The sequence below is a fragment of the uncultured Aquabacterium sp. genome, assembly GCF_947366995.1.
Lineage (GTDB): Bacteria > Pseudomonadota > Gammaproteobacteria > Burkholderiales > Burkholderiaceae_C > Aquabacterium.
In genome coordinates this window covers 119,265-140,281 of the sequence record NZ_CANBCC010000002.1, presented here as the reverse complement: position 1 = coordinate 140,281, position 21,017 = coordinate 119,265, and the positions used below count along the sequence as shown (strand labels likewise).

General features: G+C 65.2%; 29 protein-coding genes and 1 tRNA gene. 3 read left to right on the top strand and 27 right to left on the bottom strand.

Going from position 1 to position 21,017, the window contains the following annotated elements; translation table 11 throughout:
- Positions 1 to 59: 59 nt before the first annotated feature.
- The 23 genes from Q0Z44_RS01625 to rsmI all read right to left on the bottom strand — a co-directional run bounded on the left by Q0Z44_RS01625 (position 60) and on the right by rsmI (position 15,507).
- Positions 60 to 136, bottom strand: a tRNA-Met gene (locus Q0Z44_RS01625).
- 157 nt (positions 137 to 293) lie between these two features.
- Positions 294 to 686, bottom strand: a complete 393-nt coding sequence (gene rplQ, locus Q0Z44_RS01620; RefSeq protein WP_298009232.1) for a 50S ribosomal protein L17 — start codon at positions 684 to 686, stop codon at positions 294 to 296.
- A gap of 91 nt (positions 687 to 777) precedes the next feature.
- Complete coding sequence (rpoA, locus tag Q0Z44_RS01615; RefSeq protein WP_298009230.1) at positions 778 to 1,767, bottom strand: DNA-directed RNA polymerase subunit alpha; 990 nt, start codon at positions 1,765 to 1,767, stop codon at positions 778 to 780.
- Positions 1,768 to 1,909: 142 nt separating this feature from the next.
- The gene (rpsD, locus tag Q0Z44_RS01610; RefSeq protein ID WP_109037598.1) at positions 1,910 to 2,533 is read right to left on the bottom strand and encodes a 30S ribosomal protein S4; all 624 of its coding nucleotides are present in this window, start codon (positions 2,531 to 2,533) and stop codon (positions 1,910 to 1,912) included.
- Positions 2,534 to 2,839: 306 nt separating this feature from the next.
- Positions 2,840 to 3,244 (bottom strand): 30S ribosomal protein S11, encoded by a 405-nt coding sequence (rpsK, locus tag Q0Z44_RS01605; protein ID WP_035036296.1) that lies wholly within the window; start codon positions 3,242 to 3,244, stop codon positions 2,840 to 2,842.
- 29 nt (positions 3,245 to 3,273) lie between these two features.
- A complete protein-coding gene (gene rpsM / locus Q0Z44_RS01600) occupies positions 3,274 to 3,636 on the bottom strand; it encodes a 30S ribosomal protein S13 (RefSeq protein ID WP_109037599.1) in 363 nt (120 codons plus the stop codon).
- Positions 3,637 to 3,674: 38 nt separating this feature from the next.
- A complete protein-coding gene (rpmJ, locus tag Q0Z44_RS01595) occupies positions 3,675 to 3,788 on the bottom strand; it encodes a 50S ribosomal protein L36 (protein ID WP_035036301.1) in 114 nt (37 codons plus the stop codon).
- A 265-nt stretch (positions 3,789 to 4,053) separates the two neighbouring features.
- Positions 4,054 to 5,364 carry a preprotein translocase subunit SecY gene (secY, locus tag Q0Z44_RS01590; RefSeq protein WP_109037600.1) on the bottom strand — a complete coding sequence of 437 codons (1,311 nt, stop codon included), beginning with the start codon at positions 5,362 to 5,364 and terminating at the stop codon, positions 4,054 to 4,056.
- 58 nt (positions 5,365 to 5,422) lie between these two features.
- Positions 5,423 to 5,857 carry a 50S ribosomal protein L15 gene (gene rplO, locus Q0Z44_RS01585; protein ID WP_298009218.1) on the bottom strand — a complete coding sequence of 145 codons (435 nt, stop codon included), beginning with the start codon at positions 5,855 to 5,857 and terminating at the stop codon, positions 5,423 to 5,425.
- 24 nt (positions 5,858 to 5,881) lie between these two features.
- Positions 5,882 to 6,064 (bottom strand): 50S ribosomal protein L30, encoded by a 183-nt coding sequence (gene rpmD, locus Q0Z44_RS01580; protein WP_109037602.1) that lies wholly within the window; start codon positions 6,062 to 6,064, stop codon positions 5,882 to 5,884.
- 16 nt (positions 6,065 to 6,080) lie between these two features.
- Positions 6,081 to 6,599, bottom strand: a complete 519-nt coding sequence (rpsE, locus tag Q0Z44_RS01575) for a 30S ribosomal protein S5 (protein ID WP_109037603.1) — start codon at positions 6,597 to 6,599, stop codon at positions 6,081 to 6,083.
- 29 nt (positions 6,600 to 6,628) lie between these two features.
- The gene (gene rplR, locus Q0Z44_RS01570) at positions 6,629 to 6,988 is read right to left on the bottom strand and encodes a 50S ribosomal protein L18 (protein ID WP_298009214.1); all 360 of its coding nucleotides are present in this window, start codon (positions 6,986 to 6,988) and stop codon (positions 6,629 to 6,631) included.
- Positions 6,989 to 7,002: 14 nt separating this feature from the next.
- Positions 7,003 to 7,536, bottom strand: a complete 534-nt coding sequence (rplF, locus tag Q0Z44_RS01565; RefSeq protein ID WP_298009211.1) for a 50S ribosomal protein L6 — start codon at positions 7,534 to 7,536, stop codon at positions 7,003 to 7,005.
- 19 nt (positions 7,537 to 7,555) lie between these two features.
- The gene (gene rpsH / locus Q0Z44_RS01560; protein ID WP_109037606.1) at positions 7,556 to 7,951 is read right to left on the bottom strand and encodes a 30S ribosomal protein S8; all 396 of its coding nucleotides are present in this window, start codon (positions 7,949 to 7,951) and stop codon (positions 7,556 to 7,558) included.
- Positions 7,952 to 7,981: 30 nt separating this feature from the next.
- Positions 7,982 to 8,287, bottom strand: a complete 306-nt coding sequence (gene rpsN / locus Q0Z44_RS01555; RefSeq protein ID WP_109037607.1) for a 30S ribosomal protein S14 — start codon at positions 8,285 to 8,287, stop codon at positions 7,982 to 7,984.
- An 8-nt stretch (positions 8,288 to 8,295) separates the two neighbouring features.
- A complete protein-coding gene (gene rplE / locus Q0Z44_RS01550; RefSeq protein ID WP_298009203.1) occupies positions 8,296 to 8,847 on the bottom strand; it encodes a 50S ribosomal protein L5 in 552 nt (183 codons plus the stop codon).
- An 11-nt stretch (positions 8,848 to 8,858) separates the two neighbouring features.
- Positions 8,859 to 9,176 (bottom strand): 50S ribosomal protein L24, encoded by a 318-nt coding sequence (gene rplX, locus Q0Z44_RS01545; RefSeq protein ID WP_109037609.1) that lies wholly within the window; start codon positions 9,174 to 9,176, stop codon positions 8,859 to 8,861.
- Between the two features lie 30 nt (positions 9,177 to 9,206).
- Positions 9,207 to 9,575 carry a 50S ribosomal protein L14 gene (rplN, locus tag Q0Z44_RS01540; RefSeq protein ID WP_088286487.1) on the bottom strand — a complete coding sequence of 123 codons (369 nt, stop codon included), beginning with the start codon at positions 9,573 to 9,575 and terminating at the stop codon, positions 9,207 to 9,209.
- Positions 9,576 to 9,852: 277 nt separating this feature from the next.
- On the bottom strand, positions 9,853 to 11,313 hold the full coding sequence (gene tldD, locus Q0Z44_RS01535) for a metalloprotease TldD (protein WP_298009196.1): 1,461 nt from the start codon (positions 11,311 to 11,313) through the stop codon (positions 9,853 to 9,855).
- A gap of 64 nt (positions 11,314 to 11,377) precedes the next feature.
- On the bottom strand, positions 11,378 to 12,304 hold the full coding sequence (locus tag Q0Z44_RS01530; protein WP_298009194.1) for a lipase secretion chaperone: 927 nt from the start codon (positions 12,302 to 12,304) through the stop codon (positions 11,378 to 11,380).
- A gap of 77 nt (positions 12,305 to 12,381) precedes the next feature.
- Positions 12,382 to 13,329: a triacylglycerol lipase gene (locus Q0Z44_RS01525; protein WP_298009189.1), complete on the bottom strand. Its 948-nt coding sequence runs from the start codon at positions 13,327 to 13,329 to the stop codon at positions 12,382 to 12,384.
- A gap of 148 nt (positions 13,330 to 13,477) precedes the next feature.
- Positions 13,478 to 14,428 (bottom strand): triacylglycerol lipase, encoded by a 951-nt coding sequence (locus Q0Z44_RS01520; RefSeq protein WP_298009185.1) that lies wholly within the window; start codon positions 14,426 to 14,428, stop codon positions 13,478 to 13,480.
- Between the two features lie 173 nt (positions 14,429 to 14,601).
- Positions 14,602 to 15,507, bottom strand: coding sequence for a 16S rRNA (cytidine(1402)-2'-O)-methyltransferase (gene rsmI, locus Q0Z44_RS01515; protein WP_298009182.1), 906 nt, complete (start codon positions 15,505 to 15,507; stop codon positions 14,602 to 14,604).
- Here rsmI and Q0Z44_RS01510 point away from each other — a divergent pair.
- Genes Q0Z44_RS01510 through Q0Z44_RS01500 form a run of 3 tightly spaced genes read left to right on the top strand, consistent with a single transcriptional unit; the run spans position 15,506 to position 17,177 of the window.
- Positions 15,506 to 15,886, top strand: coding sequence for a YraN family protein (locus Q0Z44_RS01510; protein WP_298009178.1), 381 nt, complete (start codon positions 15,506 to 15,508; stop codon positions 15,884 to 15,886). The genes rsmI and Q0Z44_RS01510 overlap by 2 nt on opposite strands.
- Positions 15,887 to 15,930: 44 nt before the next feature.
- Positions 15,931 to 16,512 carry an SIS domain-containing protein gene (locus Q0Z44_RS01505; protein WP_298009175.1) on the top strand — a complete coding sequence of 194 codons (582 nt, stop codon included), beginning with the start codon at positions 15,931 to 15,933 and terminating at the stop codon, positions 16,510 to 16,512.
- Entirely contained in the window at positions 16,509 to 17,177 is a 669-nt protein-coding gene (locus Q0Z44_RS01500) for a BON domain-containing protein (protein ID WP_298009171.1), read from the top strand. The genes Q0Z44_RS01505 and Q0Z44_RS01500 overlap by 4 nt, the downstream gene beginning before the upstream one ends.
- Positions 17,178 to 17,211: 34 nt before the next feature.
- Here the strand turns inward: Q0Z44_RS01500 and Q0Z44_RS01495 are convergent, their stop codons facing one another.
- Genes Q0Z44_RS01495 through Q0Z44_RS01480 form a run of 4 tightly spaced genes read right to left on the bottom strand, consistent with a single transcriptional unit; the run spans position 17,212 to position 21,015 of the window.
- Positions 17,212 to 18,114, bottom strand: a complete 903-nt coding sequence (locus Q0Z44_RS01495) for an NAD(P)-dependent oxidoreductase (RefSeq protein WP_298009166.1) — start codon at positions 18,112 to 18,114, stop codon at positions 17,212 to 17,214.
- 13 nt (positions 18,115 to 18,127) lie between these two features.
- On the bottom strand, positions 18,128 to 19,264 hold the full coding sequence (locus Q0Z44_RS01490) for a PilT/PilU family type 4a pilus ATPase (protein WP_109037618.1): 1,137 nt from the start codon (positions 19,262 to 19,264) through the stop codon (positions 18,128 to 18,130).
- 21 nt (positions 19,265 to 19,285) lie between these two features.
- Positions 19,286 to 19,963, bottom strand: a complete 678-nt coding sequence (locus Q0Z44_RS01485; protein ID WP_298009161.1) for a Crp/Fnr family transcriptional regulator — start codon at positions 19,961 to 19,963, stop codon at positions 19,286 to 19,288.
- Between the two features lie 8 nt (positions 19,964 to 19,971).
- Positions 19,972 to 21,015 (bottom strand): type IV pilus twitching motility protein PilT, encoded by a 1,044-nt coding sequence (locus Q0Z44_RS01480; protein WP_298009159.1) that lies wholly within the window; start codon positions 21,013 to 21,015, stop codon positions 19,972 to 19,974.
- Positions 21,016 to 21,017: the final 2 nt, after the last annotated feature.

Below are 21,017 nucleotides of genomic sequence, written 5' to 3'. Positions count from 1 at the left end.
GGGACCAACAAAAAAGCCACCCGAGGGTGGCTTTGATGCGAGGGCTTGAGCCCTGAATGTGGTTGCGGGGGCTGGATTTGAACCAACGACCTTTGGGTTATGAGCCCAACGAGCTACCAGACTGCTCCACCCCGCGACTGAGAAAGTGATTATGACATGAAAACATCCGGCGCTGCAAGCCTCGCGCTGTTTTTCATGTGTGGGCCGCATCGGCCCAATAAAAAACCCGCGGGGAGCGAACCACGCGGGTTTTTGCTTTGTCCAGAGCCCAGAACAGGCTCTGAAGCGCCGTTTTACTCGGCCGCAGCTTCCGGAGCAGCCGCTTCTTCAGTGCGCTCAACCAGCTCCATGTAGGCCATCGGGGCGTTGTCGCCCACGCGGAAGCCCATCTTCAGGATGCGGGTGTAGCCGCCGGGGCGCTTGGCGAAACGCGGACCCAGCACGTTGAACAGCTTGACCACGTTGTCGCGGTTGCGCAGGCGGTCGAACGCCAGGCGCTTGTTGGCCAGCGTGGGCTCCTTGGCCAGGGTGATCAGCGGCTCGACAACGCGGCGCAGTTCCTTGGCCTTCGGCACGGTGGTCTTGATGGCTTCGTGCTCGATCAGCGAGTTGGCCATGTTGCGCAGCATCGCAGCGCGGTGCGACGAAGTGCGGTTCAGTTTACGGAGTCCATTTCCGTGACGCATGGTGCTTTCCTTTCCTTATCAAAACCGACGGCCGTTTCAAGGTACCGCCGGGTGCACCGGGCGGCCCTTCAGAGCCGCCCACTTTCAAAAATCAACGCTTGTCCAGACCTTGGGGCGGCCAGGCTTCCAGGCGCGAGCCCAGGGCCAGACCACGGGAAGCCAGCACTTCCTTGATCTCGTTGAGCGACTTGCGACCCAGGTTCGGGGTCTTGAGCAGCTCGGTCTCGGTGCGCTGGATCAGGTCGCCGATGTAGTAGATGTTTTCGGCCTTCAGGCAGTTGGCCGAACGCACGGTCAGCTCCAGCTCGTCGACCGGACGCAGCAGGATCGGGTCGAACGTCGCGCCAGGCTTGCCCGGGGCTTCGAAAATGCCGGCGGCATCCGGGCCTTCCAACTGGGCGAAGACCGCCAGCTGCTCCACCAGGATCTTGGCCGAGGCACGGATCGCGTCTTCCGGCGAAATGGCGCCGTTGGTCTCGATCTCCATCACCAGCTTGTCCAGGTCGGTGCGCTGCTCCACACGGGCGCTTTCGACCGTGTAGCTCACGCGGCGAACCGGCGAGAACGAAGCGTCCAGCACGATACGGCCGATGGCCTTGCTCGACTCTTCGCCATAGCGGCGGACGTTGCCCGGCACGTAGCCGCGGCCCTTCTCCACCTTGATCTGCATGTCCAGCTTGCCGCCAGCCGACAGATGGGCGATCACATGACCCGGGTTGACGATCTCGACATCATGCGGGGTCTGAATGTCGGCCGCCGTCACGGGGCCCTCGCCGTCCTTGCGCAGCACCAGGGTGACTTCGTCACGGTTGTGCAGACGGAACACCACGCCCTTGAGGTTCAGCATGATGTGGACCACGTCTTCCTGCACGCCATCGATGGCCGAGTACTCGTGGAGCACGCCAGCGATCGTGACTTCCGTGGGTGCGAAACCGACCATCGACGACAGCAGCACGCGACGCAGCGCGTTGCCGAGGGTGTGGCCATAGCCGCGCTCGAACGGTTCGAGCGTGACCTTGGCACGGTGACCGCCGAGCGGTTCCACCTGGATGGCTTTGGGTTTCAGCAAATTCGTTTGCATGAGGTCTTCCTGTCAATACCCTCGGCTCGTTACACCGATAAGGCTGCTGGACCAACCGGAGCACATGCCCCGGCCCTGAAATACAAATGCACAAGGCCACGCGACACGATCGGACGACCGTGCGGCGCAGCCCTGCGACGCATCAACGCGAGTACAGTTCGACGATCAGCGATTCGTTGATGTCGGAGCCGAACTCGTCGCGATCCGGGGTCTTCTTGAACACGCCTTCCAGCTTGGCGCCGTCCACCTGGACCCAGCCCGGCATGCCGATCGACTCGGCCAGCTTGAAGGCTTCCTGCACGCGGACCTGCTTCTTGGCCTTTTCGCGAACGGCGACCACGTCACCGGCCTTCACCATGTACGACGGGATGTTCACGACCTGGCCGTTCACGACCACGCCCTTGTGACCCACCAGCTGACGGGCTTCGGCGCGCGTCGAGGCAAAGCCCATGCGGTAGACGACGTTGTCCAGGCGCGATTCCAGCAGCGACAGCAGGTTGCCGCCGGTGTTGCCCTTGCGGCGCTCGGCTTCAGCGAAGTAGCGGCGGAATTGCTTTTCCAGCACGCCGTACATGCGCTTGACCTTCTGCTTCTCGCGGAGCTGCAGACCGAAGTCCGAGGTGCGCGAGCCGGAGGTGCGGCCGTGCTGACCGGGCTTGGTGTCAAACTTGGCCTTGTCGCTGATGGGGCGGCGGGCGCTCTTGAGGAAAAGGTCGGTGCCTTCGCGGCGGGCCAGCTTGGCCTTGGGTCCGAGGTAACGTGCCACTTGTCGTGTCCTTGTGATGTATCTGACGCCAGCCTCGCCCCTGCTGCAGCGAGGGCGTTGACCGGCGCGAGTCTCCCGGCGATCATGGCCAGAAGACGGTGGGCTTCAGATCAGAGGCAGCCGGCACATGGCCAACCACCGCTGCAGAGAACTTGCCATTATAGCAAGCAGCGCTACGCACGACCGACACAGTCGATAGACTTTGTCAGCATCGCGCAACGCATAAACCTCGCGCAGCCTGCGAGCAGGCCGAGCGAGGTGGGCGAACTCGGCTCGGCGGAGAAGCCCGAGCCAGTCAGAACCGGATCAGATGCGGCGACGCTTCTGCGGACGGCAGCCGTTGTGCGGCACGGGCGTCACGTCAGAGATCGAGTTGATGCGGATGCCCAGCGAAGCCAGGGCGCGCACCGACGACTCGCGACCCGGGCCGGGGCCCTTGATCTCGACGTCCAGGTTCTTGATGCCTTGTTCTTGAGCAGCGCGGCCAGCCACTTCAGCGGCCACCTGGGCAGCGAACGGCGTGGACTTGCGGGAGCCCTTGAAACCCTGACCACCCGACGAAGCCCAGGACAGCGCGTTGCCCTGACGGTCGGTGATGGTGATGATGGTGTTGTTGAACGAAGCGTGCACGTGGGCGATGCCGTCCGCAATGTTCTTGCGGACCTTCTTGCTCACACGACGGGCAGCGCTGTTCGCAGGTGCTTTAGCCATAGATACTTTCTTTCGAAATCGAAGCCCGATTACTTCTTACCGGCGATCGCCTTGCGCGGACCCTTGCGGGTGCGGGCATTGGTGCGAGTGCGCTGGCCACGGCAGGGCAGGCCACGACGATGGCGGAAGCCACGGTAGCAACCCAGGTCCATCAGGCGCTTGATGTTCATCGAGAGCTCGCGGCGCAGGTCACCTTCAATGGTGAGCTTGCCCACTTCTTCACGAATCTTCTCGAGGTCGCCGTCGGTCAGTTCCTTGATCTTCTTGTCGAAGGGAATGCCTGCAGCCGAGCAGATTTTCTGCGCGGTGGTGCGACCAATGCCGTAGATCGAAGTCAGACCGATTTCGGTGTGCTTGTGCGGCGGAATGTTGATGCCAGCAATACGTGCCATAACTGTCCTCTGAACGCGTGTGTCGCCCGGTCAGGCGATCAGCCTTGACGCTGCTTGTGACGCGGGTCGGTGCAGATCACACGAACCACGCCCTTGCGGCGGATGATTTTGCAATTACGGCACATCTTCTTGACGGATGCCGAGACTTTCATGGTCTTCTCCTGAACCGCTGAATGCTCAGCGGAAATTCGCCCACGTTTCCGGGGTCACCAAACTCCAGCTCACTTCGCCCGGAACACGAGGCGAGCACGACGCTTGTACAGCCCCGCCTGGCGGCCCGGCCGACCGGTTCATCACCGCTCGATCAGGACGCCTGACACGACAACCTGGCCGCGGCGAATGCGAAACCTAGCATTGTGCCGCAAAACCAGCCCGTCTGTGAAGGGGCTCTTGGCAAGTCGAGGGGCCGAAGCCGCCTCAATTCGCCTTGAAGTTCGCCTTCTTCAGCAGCGAGTCGTACTGCTGAGACATGACGTAAGACTGCACCTGCGCCCAGAAGTCCATCGTGACGACCACGATGATCAGCAGCGAGGTACCGCCGAAATAGAAAGGCACGTTGTACTTGAGCACGAGAAACTCGGGCAGCAGGCACACGGCCGTGATGTAGACCGCGCCGACCAGAGTCAGGCGGGCCAGGATCTTGTCGATGTAGCGTGCGGTCTGGTCACCGGGACGGATGCCCGGAATGAACGCGCCGCTCTTCTTGAGGTTGTCCGACGTCTCGCGGCTGTTGAACACCAGCGCGGTGTAGAAGAAGCAGAAGAAGACGATGGCAACCGAATACAGAATCACGTAGATCGGCTGGCCGGGCGAGAGCATCGAGGCGATGTCCTTGAGCCAGCGCATGCTGTCACCCGTGGCAAACCAGCCCACAGCCGTGGTCGGCAGCAGGATGATCGAAGACGCAAAGATCGGCGGGATCACACCGGCCATGTTGATCTTCAGCGGCAGGTGCGACGACTGACCACCGTACACACGGTTGCCGACCTGACGCTTGGCGTAGTTCACCAGAATCTTGCGCTGACCCCGCTCGACGAACACGACCAGATAGGTCACGGCGAACACCAGGGCCACGATGAAGATGGCGGCCGGGATGCTCATCGAACCCGTGCGAATCAGCTCGAACAGACCTGCCAGCGCACCAGGCAGACCCGCAGCGATGCCGCCGAAGATGAGGATCGAGATGCCGTTGCCCAGACCGCGCTCGGTGATCTGCTCACCCAGCCACATCAGGAACATGGTGCCGGCGGTCAGGCTGACCATCGTGGTCATGCGGAAGCCGAAACCCGGGTTGACCACCAGCCCCGCCGTGCCTTCGAGGGCCACCGCGATGCCGAAGGACTGAAACAGTGCCAGGCCCAAGGTCGCGTAACGGGTGTACTGCGTGATCTTGCGACGCCCTGCCTCGCCTTCCTTCTTCAAGGACTCGAGGGTGGGCACCACGTAGCCCATCATCTGCATGATGATGGACGCGGAAATGTAGGGCATGATGCCCAGCGCAAACACGGTGAAGCGCGACAGCGCCCCGCCCGAGAACATGTTGAACAGGCTCAGGATGCCGCCCTGCTGCCCCTTGAACAACTGTTGCAGCTGGTTCGGGTCGATACCGGGCACGGGAATGTGCGCGCCGATGCGGTAGACGACCAGCGCCAGCAGCAGAAAGACCAGACGACGCTGCAGGTCGCCGAACTTGCCGCTTTGTGCCAGTTGAGTGGGAGAGGTTGCCACGCTGAGTCCTGTTCAGGCTTTGACGTTCAATGCTTGCGCAATGCCGATCGGTGTCGGCTTATTCAGCCAGCGAACCGCCGGCTGCTTCGATCACGGCCTTGGCGCCAGCGGTGGCACCGATGCCCTTGAGCACGACCTTGCTGGTCAGTTCGCCCGACTTGATCACCTTGACCACCTTGGCCAGTTGAGGGATCAGGCCGGCTTGCTTCAGCACCAGGACATCGACTTCGGCGGCGCCCAGAGCCTGCAGTTCACCCAGGGTGACTTCGGCGTTGTACTTCAGCAGGTGCGACTTGAAACCGCGCTTCGGCAGGCGGCGCTGCAGCGGCATCTGACCGCCTTCGAAACCGACCTTGTGGTAGCCACCCGAACGCGACTTCTGACCCTTGTGACCGCGACCTGCGGTCTTGCCCAGGCCGGAGCCGATGCCGCGGCCGACACGGCGCTTGGCATGCTTGGCACCCGAGGCGGGCTTGATGCTATTGAGTTCCATGGTATTCCCCGAAAGGTCAGGTGCTTAGAGCACCACGACCATGTAGCGGACCTTGTTGATCATGCCGCGCACGGCGGGCGTGTCTTCCAGGACAGCGGTGCTGTTCATCCGACGCAGACCCAGGCCCTTCACGGTGGCGCGGTGGTCGGCCTTGGTGCCGATCACGCTGCGCACCAGCTTGACGGTGACGGTTTTCTTTTCGCTCATGTCAGCTCTCCAGCGATCAGTTGAACACTTGTTCAACGGTCAGACCGCGCTTGGCAGCGACTTCCGACGGGGTCGTGGCCTTGGCCAGAGCGTCGAACGTGGCGCGAACCATGTTGTAGGGGTTCGAAGAACCCAGGCTCTTGGCGACGATGTCGGTGATGCCCATCACTTCGAAGACAGCGCGCATCGGGCCACCAGCGATGATGCCGGTACCGGCGGGAGCCGGAGCCAGCAGCACCTTGGCTGCGCCGTGTTCGCCGGTCACGTTGTGGTGAACGGTGCCGTTCTTCAGCGAGACCTTCAGCATGTTGCGACGGGCTTGGTCCATCGCCTTCTGCACGGCCAGCGGCACTTCACGCGCCTTGCCCTTGCCCATGCCGATGCGGCCATCGCCATCACCGACCACGGTCAGGGCTGCGAAACCCATGATCCGACCGCCCTTGACCACTTTGGTCACGCGGTTCACCTGGATCATCTTTTCGCGCAGACCGTCGTCGCGACCTTCGTCTGCCACCTTGGGTTGAAACTTAGCCATTTGAAATTCCTTCCGGTTGCCGACGCGGCTTAGAACTGCAGGCCGGCTTCACGCGCGGCTTCAGCCAGGGCCTTGATGCGACCGTGGTATTGGAAGCCAGCGCGGTCGAATGCGACCTTCTCGACGCCAGCGGCCTTCGCCTTCTCGGCGATGCGCTTGCCGATCAGGGCTGCAGCGACAGTGTTGCCACCGTTCTTGACCTGCTCGCGCACTTCCTTTTCGGCGGTGGACGCGGTCGCGATGACCTTGGTGCCGTCGCCAGAAATCACGGAAGCGTAGATGTGCAGGTTCGAACGGGTGACCGTCAGACGCACGGCGCCTTGGAGAGCGATACGGGCACGGGTTTGACGTGCACGACGCAGGCGCTGTTCCTTCTTGCTCATTGCCATGATGAATCAGCTCCTTACTTCTTCTTCGTCTCTTTCAGGACCACGCGCTCTTCCGCATAGCGGATGCCCTTGCCCTTGTAGGGCTCGGGCGGACGGAACGCACGCACTTCGGCTGCGATCTGGCCGACGACCTGGCGGTCGGCGCCCTTGATCACGATCTCGGTCTGAGACGGGGTCTCGACCTTGATGCCAGCCGGCATGTCCTTCACCACGGGGTGAGAGAACCCGATCTGCAGGTTCAGCTTCTGGCCTTGAGCCTGGGCGCGGAAGCCCACGCCAACCAGGGTCAGCTTCTTCTCGAAGCCCTTGCTCACACCGTTGACGGTGTTGTTGAGCAGAGCGCGGAAGGTGCCGGACATGGCATTGGCTTCAGCGGAATCATTGGCCGGCGCGACCTTCAGCGTGGCACCGTCTTGCGACACGGTGACCAGGCCATTGGCCGGCAGGGTCAGGGTACCGAGGCCACCTTTGATGGTGACGCCTTCGGCTGTGATCTTCACGTCCACACCTTGAGGGACGGCGATCGGCATTTTTCCAACGCGGGACATTGCGATTGCTCCTCAAGTATCAGGCGACGTAGCAGAGCACTTCGCCGCCGATGCCGGCAGCGCGAGCCTTGCGGTCGGTCATCACACCTTGCGGGGTCGTCACGATGGCAACGCCCAGGCCGTTCATGACCTGAGGAATGCTGTGGCGGCCCTTGTAGATGCGGAGACCGGGGCGGGACACACGCTCGATGCGCTCGATGACCGGGCGACCTGCGTAGTACTTCAATGCAATTTCCAGCACAGGCTTGGCAGCCTCACCGGTGACGGCAAACCCGTCAATGTAGCCTTCGTCCTTCAGGACCTGGGCGATCGCGACTTTCAGCTTCGACGACGGCACCGAAACGCTGGTCTTGTCGACCATTTGTGCGTTACGGATACGGGTCAGCATGTCGGCGATGGGATCACTCATGCTCATGGGATAACTCCTGTTCGTGCCCTGCTGGGATTACCAGCTCGCCTTGGTGACACCGGGGATGTCGCCAGCGAATGCCAATTCACGGATCTTGGTACGACCCAGACCGAACTGACGGAACGTGCCACGGGGGCGACCGGTCAGATTGCAGCGAGCGCGCAGACGGGTCGGGTTCGCGTTGCGGGGCAGCTTTTGCAGTTCAAGACGGGCGGCGTAGCGCTCTTCTTCCGACTTCTTGGCGTCATCGATGATGGCCTTCAGTTCGGCGTACTTCTGCGCGTACTTGGCAACCAGCTTTTCGCGCTTTTCTTCGCGTTGCTTCAGGGAAACTTTTGCCACGGTGAACCTCAGTTCTTGAACGGGAACTTGAAAGCCTGCAGCAGCGCCTTGGCTTCGTCGTCGGTCTTGGCCGTCGTCGTGATGCTGATGTTCAGACCACGGATGGCATCGATCTTGTCGTACTCGATTTCCGGGAAGATGATCTGTTCCTTGACGCCGACGTTGTAGTTGCCGCGACCGTCGAACGAACGACCCGAGATACCACGGAAGTCACGCACGCGGGGCAGCGAGATGGTGACGAAGCGGTCCAGGAATTCGAACATCGTGGCGCCACGCAGCGTGACCATGCAACCGATGGGCATGTTCTCGCGGATCTTGAAACCGGCGATGGGCTTGCGCGACATCGTGACGACCGGCTTCTGGCCAGCGATCTTGGTCAGATCGCCAACGGCGTGTTCCATGACCTTCTTGTCCGACACGGCTTCCGAGACACCCATGTTCAGGGTGATCTTGGTCAGGCGCGGCACTTCCATGATCGACTTGTAGCCGAACTTGGTCATCAGTTCGGGGACGATCTTTTCGCGATACAGCTTCTGCAGGCGAGCTTGTTGTTGAGCCATGTGGAACCTCGTCAAGCCTTGATTTCTTCGCCGCTGGACTTGTAGACGCGCACTTTCTTGCCGTCTTCCAGGAGCTTGATGCCGACGCGGTCAGCCTTGCCAGAGGCAGGGTTGAAGATCGCCACGTTGGACTGGTGGATGGGCATGGTCTTGTCGACGATGCCGCCGGTGGTGCCCTTCAGGGGGTTCGGCTTGACGTGCTTCTTGGCCACGTTCACGCCGTCGACCAACAGGTGGTCGGCGTCGACGCGGGCGGCCACGGTGCCACGCTTGCCTTTGTCACGACCGGTCAGAACGATGACCTGGTCGCCTTTGCGAATCTTGTTCATGTGAGCGGTCCTTTGCGTTGCACCGAGGGATTACAGAACCTCGGGGGCGAGCGACACGATCTTCATGAAGCGCTCGGTACGCAGTTCACGCGTGACCGGGCCGAAGATGCGGGTGCCGATCGGCTCCAGCTTGGCGTTGAGCAGCACAGCGGCGTTGCCATCGAACTTGACCAGGGAGCCGTCCTGACGACGAACGCCCTTGGCGGTGCGCACGACCACAGCGCTGTAAACCTCGCCCTTCTTGACGCGGCCACGCGGTGCAGCTTCCTTGATGCTCACCTTGATGATGTCGCCGATACCGGCGTAACGACGCTTAGAGCCACCGAGCACCTTGATGCACATGACGCTCTTAGCACCCGTGTTGTCAGCGACGTCCAGTCGCGATTGCATTTGGATCATGGTGTACCCCAACTTGGCCCGGCCGGCTGCGCAAACCACTTGCGCAACGACGGACGGTCAGTCTTGGGCCCGTAGAACGGGCGGATCTGAACAAGCAACAGACTTCGTAGATCACCTGCCGCAGCACGTGTGCTTCGAATTCGTTCCGGGAACTCGAAGCACCCGCGAGGGATGCCAGGCCAAAGCCATTGCCGCTTGTTCAGCGAAGCCTTGCATTATGCACGAGAACGCGAAACGCGGTCAAGCGCTGTTTGCAAGTGATTGGGTGGCGAGGGCGTCAGGCGGTGCCGCCCACAGTAAGGCCGTCGATGCGCAGGGTCGGCTGGCCGACGCCCACGGGCACGGACTGCCCTTCCTTGCCGCAGGTGCCGACGCCGGAATCCAGCGCCAGGTCGTTGCCGATCATGCTGACGCGCGTCATGGCGTCCGGGCCGTTGCCGATCAGCGTGGCGCCCTTGACGGGGTACTGGATCTGGCCCTTCTCGACCCAGTAGGCCTCCGAGGCCGAGAACACGAACTTGCCGGAGGTGATGTCGACCTGACCACCGCCGAAGTTGACGGCGTACAGGCCACGGTCGATGGAGGCGACGATTTCCTTCGGGTCCTTGTCACCGGCCAGCATGTAGGTGTTCGTCATGCGCGGCATGGGCAGGTGGGCGTAGCTTTCACGGCGGCCGTTGCCCGTGGGGGCCGTCTTCATGAGTCGGGCGTTGGTGGCGTCCTGCATGTAGCCGCGCAGGATGCCGTCTTCGATGAGGACTGTGCGCTGCGTGGGCTGGCCCTCGTCGTCGATGTTGAGCGAGCCACGGCGGTCGGGCAGTGTGCCGTCATCGAGCACGGTGACGCCTTTGGCGGCCACCCGCTGGCCGACGCGACCGGAAAAGACGCTGGAGCCCTTGCGGTTGAAATCGCCCTCGAGACCATGGCCCACGGCTTCGTGCAGCAGGATGCCGGGCCAGCCGTTGCCGAGGACGACGGTCATCTCGCCGGCGGGCGCCGGGCGGGCTTCCAGGTTGACCAGCGCCGCGTGCACGGCCTGGTCGACGTAGGTTTGCGTGACGGCCGGCGTGAAGTAGCTGAGATCGTAGCGACCGCCGCCGCCCGAGGAGCCGACCTCGCGGCGACCGGCCTGCTCGGCGATCACGGTCAGCGAGAGGCGAATCAGCGGGCGGACGTCGGCGGCCAGGGTGCCGTCGGCACGGGCGATCAGGACCACGTCGTACTCGCAGCCCAGGCCGGCCATGACCTGCACCACGCGCGGGTCCTTGGCGCGGGCGCGCTGTTCGACGTCTTCGAGCAGGGCCACCTTGGCGGCGCTGTCGAGCGAGGCAATGGGGTCGAAGCCGCCGTAGAGCGTGCGGCTGGGCGCGATGGTGTGGCCGCCGACCTTGACGCGGCGGCTCTGGCCGGCCGAGGCGATGGTGCGCACGGTGCGGGCGGCGTCGAGCAGCGCGGCTTCGGAGATGTCGTCGGAGTAGGCAAAGGCGGTCTTCTCGCCGGCGATGGCACGCACGCCGACGCCCTGGTCGATGCCGAAGCTGCCCGATTTGACGATGCCCTCTTCCAGGCTCCAGCCTTCGCTGCGGGTGTACTGGAAGTAGAGGTCCGCGTCGTCGACCCGGTGCTCGGTGATGACCTTCAGGGCCTTGAGCAGCGTGGATTCGTCCAGCCCGAAGGGAGCGAGCAGCAACTCGCGGGCGGTCTGGAGGCGGGCAATGGTGGCGTCGACAGCGATCATGGGGCCATTGTAGGCACGGCAGGATGACGCCGCGCGGGGATGGGCGTATGTCCCGATGCGCGTGTCAGAGCCTGAGCAAGGCCTGGACGCGAAGGTGTTCGTCTGGCTTGAAATGCGCGCTGACGTAGTCGGCCATGTCCTGCCGGCGTTGCCTGTCCGACAGGTTGGTAGCGCCCTGAAGGCGCTGCCATTCCTGGCGGGCCGCAGCGAGTCGACGCTGCCAGTCGGCCCATTCGTCGTCGGCCTTGGCCAGGCGGGTGGCCGCAGCCTCGCCGTAGCGGGCGACGCGCTCGGCGTGAACGGCGGCCGGATCCTTGCCGGGCGCCATCTGGGGCACGGGCTCGCCGGGGTCGGGTGGCGGCGGCAGGCCGGATTCCAGCTGGGCGTAGTGCGCCTGGAACCTGGCTTCGTCGTCGGCGTAGAAGGCCTGGGCCCAGTCGGCACCGAGGATCTGGCGGCGCACCATGCGCTGCTCTTCAAAGACGGGGAGCCAGGTGCGGCGGTCACTCTGGTCGAATCGGTTGCGCCAGGCGTGGCCACGCAGCTGCCAGTACTTGTCCCACACGGCGATGATCTGTTGCGCCAGGGCGTGGCCGTGCGCGCGGTTGGCCTCGTCGAGCACGAGCACCCGCAGGTCGTCGACGGTGACCTCACCGAGGCCCAGGATGTAGTACTCGAAGCGGTGCCGCAGTGCCGCACAGGCGCCGAGCTTGCCCTGGGCCACGCACCAGTCGCCCGAAGGCTCGGTGCCGGCGAACGAGCCGTGTCTGAAGAGGCGCTGGCGCACCTGCTCGGGGGTCATCACGGCGGCAGCCGGGGCGGGCCGAGCGCCCTCCTCGGCCCCGGGCTTGATCATGGCCCAGCCGTCTGATGACGACGCGGGGCGCCCGTCGGGGCCCGCACCCAGTGCCGCAGGGCGCAGGGAGAAAGCCGCCGCAGCCAGCGCGGCCACAGCGACCACGCCAGCGGTGAGTTTGAGGCGCATGTCCATCCGCGCGCTCCTGTCCAGAGGTTGAGTTCGGCATGCTGACCGGAAGACGCCGCGCGGCGCCTCCGGTCAGACCCTCATCAGAGGCCCGCCCACTTCAGGCGGTTGGCGTGCTGCTTGTAGAAGGACACCGGGTCGGGCGAGTTCGTGCCGATGGTGCCGAGCACCTGGTTGATCTCGTCGAGGTGGTTCCAGGTGTAGTTGTCCTTCACGACGCGGCCCCAGTGGCTCGAGCACCTGGAGACCAGCCCGTCGTTGGGCTCGGTGCCGAAGTACTTGGCGGTCTCGGCGAGGATGGCATCGGAGATGTCCCAGCCGTTGGTCTTGACCGAGGTGCCGGAGAACGAATACCAGCGCATGCTGTTGCCATTGATGCTGGCCCTCTCGGGGCCGGTGCCGCACGTCGTGGTGGGCGCACCGACCGGGAACTTGGCATTGAATGCGGCAGCGCCCGGGGTGCTGAGGGCCTTGAGTGCGGTCAGCAGGTCGGCATCGCTGGTCGTCTTGTTGCCACTGAGCCAGGCAATGAGCTTCAGTCCGGCCGTGGCCGTCTGGTCGAAGCCGCCGCCCGGGGTGGTGCCGGCCAGGATGTCGTCGGCCACCTTGCTGCCGAAGTGGGTGCCGGCGACCGTCGACACACTGGCCACCATGGCGGGGACGGTGCCGGCGGCGTAACGCACGGTCGGTCCGCCGTGGCTGTGGCCGATCAGGTTGAACTTGGTGACCCCGTCCTTGGCCGCCCATTGTTTCATCTGCTGGACGAGCTCTTCACCGCGGAACTCGGTGGTCTGAGAAGGGTTGACGGAGGCGATGTAGACGGTCGCGCCCTCGTCGCGCAGCTTATTGGGGATGTCGTAGAAGTACTGAATGCCCAGGATGTTGTCGAACCCGATGAAGCCATGCACGAGCACGATCGGGTGTTTGGTCTTGGCATAGGTGCCGGCGTGGGCGGCGGGAACGGCGGCCAGGGTGGTCACGGCCACGGCGGCGGCCAGGGAAACGGCGCGCCAGACGGTTGAGCGGATCATGTGAGCTCCTTCAGGATTGATGGATTCGTTAAATGAATGTCGTTATAGATGCAGGCGTGAGAGACCTCGGCCTGCAACACGGTTGAGGCCGGGGGGGTGCGGCGAACCGACGCCGCGGCAAAGCCCCTGTTGCCAGGGGCTTGGGGGATCAGAGGCCGGCCAGCTTCAGGCGGCTCGCCTGTGCCTTGTAGAAGGCGACGGGATCGGGGGCGGTGCGCCCCACGATGCCCAGGACCTGGTTGACCTCGTCGAGGTGGTTCCAGGCGTAGTCGTCCTTGAGGACCTTGCCCCAGTGGCTGGAACACTTCGAGACCAGCCCATCGTTCGGCTCGTCGCCGAAGTACTTGGCCGTGGCGCCGAGGATGGCGTCGGAGATATCCCAGCCATTCGTCTTCACGGCGGTGCCGGAAACGGAGTACCAGCGGATCGGGTTGCCCGCGACGCTCGCCACCTCGGGGCCGTTGCCGCACGGCGTGGTGGGCGCGCCCACCGGGAACTTGGCGTTGAAAGCGGCCGAGCCTTCCGAGGAAAGGGCGTTGAGGGCCGTGAGCAGGTCGGCCTGCTTGGCAGTGCTGTTGCCGCTCAGCCAGCCGATCAGTTGCAGGCCGGCTGTGGCCAGCTTGTCGAAGCCGCCTTCCGGCGTGGTGTTGGCCAGGATGTCGTCGGCCACCTTGCTGCCGAAGTGGGTGGCTGCGATGGTGGTGACGCTGGCGACCATGGTGGGCACGGTGCCGGCAGCGTACCGCACGGTCGGGCCGCCGTGGCTGTGGCCGATCAGGTTGAACTTGGTGACCCCGTCCTTGGCCGCCCATTGCTTCATCTGCTGGATCAGCTCTTCACCTCGGAATTCGGTGGTCTGCGACGGGTTGACGGACGCAATGTAGACCGTGGCGCCATCGGCGCGCAGCTGCTTGGGGATGTCGTAGAAGTACTGGATGCCCAGGATGTTGTCGAACCCGATGAAGCCGTGCACCAGCACGATGGGGTGCTTCGTCTTCGAGGCGGTGGTGGTGGCATGGGCTGCCGGGGCGATGGCCATGACGGCCGCGGCCAGGGCGCAGGCGGTCAACAGGGGGCGGCGGGTGAGTGCCTGGATCATCTGGGTCTCCTTGGTGGCGCAGCGAGTGCTGCCGTTGGAACCCATTGTTGAAGGGCAATAAAACGGTCGTTTGAGGGTAACTCCGCAGAACCCGGGTTTGCCCGCCCCCGCAGACAAGCTATAAGCCGTCAAACGGGCCGTGTTCTAACCCGCGCGGGTGGGCACAATCGCCCTCAGTCGGGCTGCGCGTCGGCCTCGTCCCGGCAACGCTGGGCCGCGTCGTACAGCGCCTTGCGGGGCAGGCCCGTCACGTCGGCCACCAGGCCGGCGGCCTTCTTTACCGGCATGTGGCAGACCAGTTCGGCCAGCAGCGCCCGCGCCGCCAGGGACAGTTCTGCCTCGTCGGGCGCCGCAACCGAGGCGTGGACGACCAGCACGAACTCGCCACGCTGTCGGTGCGGGCCGGCATCCAGCCAGGCGGCCAGCCCCCCGACGGGCAGGGTCGCGATCTCTTCGAACTGCTTGCTCAGTTCGCGGCACAGCGTGATGGTGCCCGCCGGGCACACGGCAGCAAGGTCTGTGGCCAGGTCGGCGATGCGGTGCGGTGCCTCGAACAGCACGAGGCTGGCTTGTGACGAGAGCGCCTCGCGCAGCGCGGTCTGGCGGGCCGCGCCTTTGGCAGGCAGGAAGCCGAGGAAGCGGAAGCCCTGGGCATGGACATCGCCCGAGGCACTGAGTGCCGTGGTGACGGCGCTGGGCCCGGCCAGTGGCACGACCGGCAGCCCGGCGGCCTGCACGGCGGCCACGAGGTGCGCTCCGGGGTCGGAAACGGCGGGCGTGCCGGCGTCGCTGACGTAGGCCACCCGCTGGCCCTCCTGCAGCAGGGCCACCACGCGCTGGGCCGCGCCGACCTCGTTGTGCTGGTGCACTGCCATCAGCGGCTTGTCGAGACCCAGGTGGCGCAGCAACTGACCCGAGACGCGGGTGTCTTCGCAGGCCACGGCGTCGACCAGATCGAGCACGTGCACGGCACGCAGACTGATGTCGGCCAGGTTGCCGATGGGCGTGGGCACCAGGTAGAGCGCGCCTTTGGGATACTGCTGGCCGGCGGCCACGTGGCGGGCTGCCTGGAGCAGCATGTTGGCATCGAAGGTCACGACGAAATCCCGGGGAGACGAGGCGGAGGAGCGCGCGCTGCAGCATCTGCTGGCGCAGGGGCTGACGCTGGTGGAGCGCAATTATCGGGTGGCGCGCGGACCGGGCGCGCCCGGCGCCGAGGTGGACCTGATTCTGCGGGACCGCGACGGCACGCTCGTGTTCGTGGAGGTGCGGCAGCGCACCGGGCGCGACCATGGCGGAGCGGCCGCTTCGATCGGCCGGGGCAAGCAGCGGCGCTGCATCCGCGGCGCGCAGACCTACCTGATGGCCCTGCGGGACTGGCCGCCCTGCCGCTTCGATGTGGTGGCCATCGACGGCGATGAACTGACGTGGATCCCGGCGGCCTTCGACGCATCCTGACGCCTTGACACAAGGGGGAATGCCCCTGACTTATGATCCGCGCCATGCCGGATTCCCATTTTCAGCCCGCCTATCTGCAGCAGCCGCTGCTGGAGACCGCCGACTGGCTGTACCAGTCTTCCGAACGACTGGCTCAACAACTGAACTACGCCGCGCAGGCCCTGATGCACACGCTCACCTCGGGCGGCACGGTGCTGTGTGCAGGTGAAGACGAAGGGGCCCATCTGGCCCGCCGCGCTGCCACCCTGCTGGTGCAGGGCCAGGGCCGCGAACGCCCGCCGCTGGCCGCGGTGGCGCTGACGCCGTCGGGCTCGCCGCAGCAGCCGACGCTGGCCCAGCAGGTGCGCGCGCTGGGTCACCCGGGTGACGTGTGGCTGGCCTTCTCGCTGGAGCGCGACGAGCCCGACCTGCTGGCCGCCACCGACGCCGCCCGCGAGCTGGACATGACGCTGGTGGCCTTCACGGGCGAAACCGCCCGCACGCTGGGACCGATGCTGCGCGACACCGATGTGTGGGTGCCGCTGCCCGGCACGCGCGCCGACACCATGTTCGCGACCGCCTGGCTGGCCCTGAGCGGCCTGTGTGCCGCGGTCGACAACCACCTGCTTGGAGAGGAAAACCCATGAACCGCCCCCCCATCACCCGCTCGTTGCGCGCGACCGCGCTCGCCCTGCTGGCCGCGGCCTCGCTGAGCGCCTGTGCCCCGCTGCTGGTGGGCACGGCCGTGGGCGGCGCCTTTGTCGCGGCGGACCGCCGCACGTCGGGGGCACTGCTCGAAGACCAGTCGATCGAGTTGAAGGCGGCCAACCGCATCCGCGACACGATCGGCAACCAGGCCCACGTGAACGTCACCTCGTACAACCGGCACGTGCTGCTGACCGGCGAAGTGCAGGACGACCAAGCGCGCGAATCGGCCGCCCGAGCGGCCAGCCAGGTCGAGAACGTGGTGAACGTGATGAACGAGCTGGTGGTGGCGCCGAACAGCAGCCTGTCGGCACGCTCGAACGACGTGCTGATACAAGGCAAGGTGAAGGCCACGCTGATCGACGCCCGCGACCTCATGGCCAATGCCTTCAAGGTGGTGGTCGAACGTGGCGAGGTCTACCTGATGGGGGTGGTGACGGAGCGCGAGGCCAACCGCGCGGCCGAGCTGACCGCCACGATCAGCGGCGTGCGCAAGGTCGTGAAGGCCTTCCAGGTCATCAGTGAAGATGAACTGGCGCGCCGCCTGCCCTCACCGGCGGCCAACACCAACCCCGGCAGCAACGCCGGCGCCGCGCAACCGCAGTGAAGCGCGTGGCCGGCTCATGCGCCGGCCACGCCGCTCAGCGCAGGCGCCGGATGAGGCTGGACGTGTCGAGCCGCCCGCCGCCCTGGGCCTGCAGGTCGGCATAGAACTGGTCGACCAGGGCCGTGACGGGCAGGCGGGCTCCCAACCGGCGTGCCTCGTCGAGCACCAGGCCGAAATCCTTGCGCATCCAGTCGACGGCAAAGCCGAAATCGAACTGGTCCTGCACCATGGTGGGCCCGCGGTTGGCGAGCTGCCAGCTGCCGGCTGCGCCTTGCGAGATCACGCCGATGACCTGGCCCATGTCGAGCCCGGCTTTCTGGCCGAAGGCCAACGCCTCCGACAGCCCCTGCAGCAGCCCGCCGATGCAGATCTGGTTGACCATCTTGGTCAGCTGGCCCGCGCCGCTGTCGCCCATCAGGGTGACGGCACGGGCGAAGGCCCGGATGATGGGCTCGGCACGGGCGAAGGCTTCCGGCGTGCCGCCACACATGACGGTCAGTACCCCGTCGATGGCCCCCAGGTTGCCGCCCGACACCGGCGCATCGATGAAGGCGAGTTCGCGGGCGGATGCCGCCGCAGCCAGCTCGCGTGCGACCTCGGCCGAGGTGGTGGTGTGATCGACGAACAGGGCGCCAGATGCCATGCCGTGGAAGGCCCCATCGGGCCCCACGGTGACCTGACGCAGGTCGTCGTCGTTGCCGACACAGCTGAATACGATGTCGGCACCCTGGGCGGCTTCACGCGGCACGGCGGCCGCGCGGCCGCCATGTTCGGCCACCCAGGCCTCGGCCTTGGCGGCGGTGCGGTTGTAGACCGTCACCGAGTGGCCGGCAGCAGCCAGATGGGCGGCCATGGGCGCCCCCATGGTGCCCAGGCCCAGAAAGGCCACGCGGCGGCTCGGGGTGGGGTCGTAGTTCTTGGGGGCAGCAGCGGTCATGGAGTGACGGGGTTCAGACGATCTTCAGGTGTTCGGTGCCCGCGGCCAGGTCGCTGGTGCGTGCGCGGGTGCTGTTCAGCTTGATCTGCAGACGCAGGTCGTTGACCGAATCGGCGTTGCGCAGCGCGTCTTCGTAGGTCACGTAGTTGCTCTCGTAGAGGTCGTACAGCGCCTGGTCGAAGGTCTGCATGCCCAGCTCCCGCGACTTCTTCATGATCTCCTTGATCTCGCCCACCTCGCCCTTGAAGATGAGGTCGCCGATCAGCGGCGTGTTGAGCAGGATCTCGACGGCGGCCACGCGGCCCTTGCCTTCCTGGCGCGGCAGCAGGCGTTGCGAGACCAGCGCCTTCAGGTTGAGCGACAGGTCCATCAGCAGCTGCGGCCGGCGCTCTTCGGGGAAGAAGTTGATGATGCGATCCAGCGCCTGGTTGGCGCTGTTGGCGTGCAGCGTGGCCATGCAGAGGTGGCCGGTCTCGGCGAACTGCACGGCGTGCTCCATGGTCTCGCGGTCGCGGATTTCGCCCATCAGGATCACATCGGGCGCCTGGCGCAGGGTGTTCTTCAGCGCCATCTCCCAGCCGTCGGTGTCGATGCCGATCTCACGCTGGGTGATGATGCAGTTCTTGTGCGGGTGCACGAACTCGACCGGGTCTTCCAGCGTGATGATGTGGCCGTGCGTGTTCTCGTTGCGGTGGTCGACCATGGCCGCCAGCGTGGTCGATTTGCCGGAGCCGGTGCCTCCCACCAGGATCACCAGGCCACGCTTGGTCAGCACGACCTCCTTGAGGATCTGGGGCAAACCCATGCCGTCGACCGTGGGAAGGTTCTGCGGGATGGTCCGCAACACCAGGCCGACATTGCCCTGCTGGATGAACGCATTGACGCGAAAGCGGCCGATGCCGCCGGGCGAGATCGCGAAGTTGCACTCCTTGGTGCGCTCGAACTCGGCCGCCTGCTTGTCGTTCATGATGGCGCGCGCCAGCGACACGGTGTGCTGCGAGGTGAGCGCCTGTGGCGAGACCTTGGTGACCTTGCCGTCGACTTTGATGGCGGGCGGGAAGTCCGACGTCAGGAACAGGTCGGAGCCCCCGCGGGCGACCATGAGCTTTAGCAGGTCGTTGATGAATTTGGAGGCCTGGTCGCGTTCCATGGTGCGGTCCTGTCGGGGTCTTCAAACGGGGTGGGGGCCGGCGCGGCTGGCGTCCAGCAGCGCGCCCAGCCGGGCGCCGAGCTGCCGCATGCGCAGCGACAAGCGACGCGCCGTGCAGGTCATCAGGGCCATGCCGAGGCGGGGCTCCTCGATGGCCAGTTCATCCAGTGCCTCGCTGGTGAGCACGGCCAGCGCACAGGCGCTGAGCGTGAGGCAGGAGGCAAAGCGGGCACTGGCGTCGAGCAGCGACATCTCGCCGATCACTTCGCCTTCGCGGGCTTCAGCCAGGCGCACGCGGCCACCCGCTGGCGGCACGCGGTCCACGGCAACCACGCCGTCGAGCACGACGAGCGCGTAGTCGCCCCGCTCTCCCTGCACGATGAGTTCCCGGCCCGCGGGCACCTTCACGAACTGAAGATGGGGCAACAGCTTGCGCTGCACGTCCTCGCCGAGCGCGGCCATCAGGGCGTCCTGGCCCCAGGCCCGCATCAGCAGCGCCAGTCCGACTTCCGGGTCCAGCGGCTGCGCGCCCACGGCCAGCGCGCGCGCCGACCAGGCCGAACTGCCTCGCACGGACTCGGGCCGTTCCATGAACTGGGTGGCGAAGAATCCCTCGTCATCGGCCTCGGCCGCATCGGCGGAGCTGGTGCGTGCGCCCCCGGTTGCGCCACTGACAAAACGGTCCAGCAGGCGTTTCATGAACTGCCTCAGCCGGGGAAGTTTTCAGGAATCTTGGCCTTTGCGCGGGCCTCGGCAGGCGAGATGACGTTGCGTCGCACCAACTCGGTCAGGTTCTGATCCAGCGTCTGCATGCCCATGCTGTTGCCGGTCTGGATCGACGAGTACATCTGGGCGATCTTGTTCTCGCGGATCAGGTTCCGGATCGCAGGGGTGCCGATCATGATTTCGTGCGCGGCCACCCGGCCCGAGCCGTCCTTGGTCTTGCACAGCGTCTGCGAGATCACGGCCTGCAGCGACTCGGACAGCATGGCGCGCACCATTTCCTTCTCGGCCGCGGGGAAGACGTCGACCACGCGGTCGATGGTCTTGGCGGCCGACGAGGTGTGCAGCGTGCCGAACACCAGGTGCCCGGTTTCCGCGGCGGTCAACGCCAGGCGGATGGTCTCCAGGTCGCGCATTTCGCCCACGAGGATGGCGTCCGGGTCTTCACGCAGCGCGGAGCGCAGCGCGTTGGCAAAGCTCATCGTGTGCGGGCCCACCTCGCGCTGGTTGATCAGGCACTTCTTGGAGTCGTGCACGAATTCGATCGGGTCTTCGACCGTCAGGATGTGGCCGTACTCGGTCTCGTTGAGGTGGTTGATCATGGCCGCCAGCGTGGTCGACTTGCCCGAACCCGTCGGGCCGGTCACCAGCACCAGCCCGCGCGGCCGCAGCGCCAGGTCGGCAAACACCTTGGGCGCGTTGAGTTGCTCTAGCGTCAGGATCTTGGACGGAATCGTCCGGAACACGGCGCCGGCACCTCGGTTCTGGTTGAACGCGTTGACGCGGAAACGCGCCAGGCCCTGGATCTCGAACGAGAAGTCGCACTCCAGCGTTTCTTCATAGGTCTTGCGCTGCGCGTCGTTCATGATGTCGTACACCATGTCGTGGACCTGCTTGTGGTCCAGCGCGTCGACGTTGATGCGGCGCACATCGCCGTGGACCCGGATCATGGGGGGCAGCCCTGCCGACAGGTGAAGATCGGATGCCTTGTTCTTGACGGAGAACGCAAGGAGCTGGGTGATATCCATGG

Coding starts and splice junctions, on each gene's coding strand:
- rplQ (WP_298009232.1), bottom strand. CDS start 686: ATGCGTCACGGAAATGGACTCCGTAAACTGAACCGCACTTCGTCGCAC.
- rpoA (WP_298009230.1), bottom strand. CDS start 1,767: ATGCAAACGAATTTGCTGAAACCCAAAGCCATCCAGGTGGAACCGCTC.
- rpsK (WP_035036296.1), bottom strand. CDS start 3,244: ATGGCTAAAGCACCTGCGAACAGCGCTGCCCGTCGTGTGAGCAAGAAG.
- rpsM (WP_109037599.1), bottom strand. CDS start 3,636: ATGGCACGTATTGCTGGCATCAACATTCCGCCGCACAAGCACACCGAA.
- rpmJ (WP_035036301.1), bottom strand. CDS start 3,788: ATGAAAGTCTCGGCATCCGTCAAGAAGATGTGCCGTAATTGCAAAATC.
- rplO (WP_298009218.1), bottom strand. CDS start 5,857: ATGGAACTCAATAGCATCAAGCCCGCCTCGGGTGCCAAGCATGCCAAG.
- rpmD (WP_109037602.1), bottom strand. CDS start 6,064: ATGAGCGAAAAGAAAACCGTCACCGTCAAGCTGGTGCGCAGCGTGATC.
- rpsE (WP_109037603.1), bottom strand. CDS start 6,599: ATGGCTAAGTTTCAACCCAAGGTGGCAGACGAAGGTCGCGACGACGGT.
- rplR (WP_298009214.1), bottom strand. CDS start 6,988: ATGGCAATGAGCAAGAAGGAACAGCGCCTGCGTCGTGCACGTCAAACC.
- rplF (WP_298009211.1), bottom strand. CDS start 7,536: ATGTCCCGCGTTGGAAAAATGCCGATCGCCGTCCCTCAAGGTGTGGAC.
- rpsH (WP_109037606.1), bottom strand. CDS start 7,951: ATGAGCATGAGTGATCCCATCGCCGACATGCTGACCCGTATCCGTAAC.
- rplE (WP_298009203.1), bottom strand. CDS start 8,847: ATGGCTCAACAACAAGCTCGCCTGCAGAAGCTGTATCGCGAAAAGATC.
- rplX (WP_109037609.1), bottom strand. CDS start 9,176: ATGAACAAGATTCGCAAAGGCGACCAGGTCATCGTTCTGACCGGTCGT.
- rplN (WP_088286487.1), bottom strand. CDS start 9,575: ATGATCCAAATGCAATCGCGACTGGACGTCGCTGACAACACGGGTGCT.
- tldD (WP_298009196.1), bottom strand. CDS start 11,313: ATGATCGCTGTCGACGCCACCATTGCCCGCCTCCAGACCGCCCGCGAG.
- Q0Z44_RS01530 (WP_298009194.1), bottom strand. CDS start 12,304: ATGGACATGCGCCTCAAACTCACCGCTGGCGTGGTCGCTGTGGCCGCG.
- Q0Z44_RS01525 (WP_298009189.1), bottom strand. CDS start 13,329: ATGATCCGCTCAACCGTCTGGCGCGCCGTTTCCCTGGCCGCCGCCGTG.
- Q0Z44_RS01520 (WP_298009185.1), bottom strand. CDS start 14,428: ATGATCCAGGCACTCACCCGCCGCCCCCTGTTGACCGCCTGCGCCCTG.
- Q0Z44_RS01510 (WP_298009178.1), top strand. CDS start 15,506: ATGTTGGCATCGAAGGTCACGACGAAATCCCGGGGAGACGAGGCGGAG.
- rsmI (WP_298009182.1), bottom strand. CDS start 15,507: ATGCTGCTCCAGGCAGCCCGCCACGTGGCCGCCGGCCAGCAGTATCCC.
- Q0Z44_RS01505 (WP_298009175.1), top strand. CDS start 15,931: ATGCCGGATTCCCATTTTCAGCCCGCCTATCTGCAGCAGCCGCTGCTG.
- Q0Z44_RS01500 (WP_298009171.1), top strand. CDS start 16,509: ATGAACCGCCCCCCCATCACCCGCTCGTTGCGCGCGACCGCGCTCGCC.
- Q0Z44_RS01495 (WP_298009166.1), bottom strand. CDS start 18,114: ATGACCGCTGCTGCCCCCAAGAACTACGACCCCACCCCGAGCCGCCGC.
- Q0Z44_RS01490 (WP_109037618.1), bottom strand. CDS start 19,264: ATGGAACGCGACCAGGCCTCCAAATTCATCAACGACCTGCTAAAGCTC.
- Q0Z44_RS01485 (WP_298009161.1), bottom strand. CDS start 19,963: ATGAAACGCCTGCTGGACCGTTTTGTCAGTGGCGCAACCGGGGGCGCA.
- Q0Z44_RS01480 (WP_298009159.1), bottom strand. CDS start 21,015: ATGGATATCACCCAGCTCCTTGCGTTCTCCGTCAAGAACAAGGCATCC.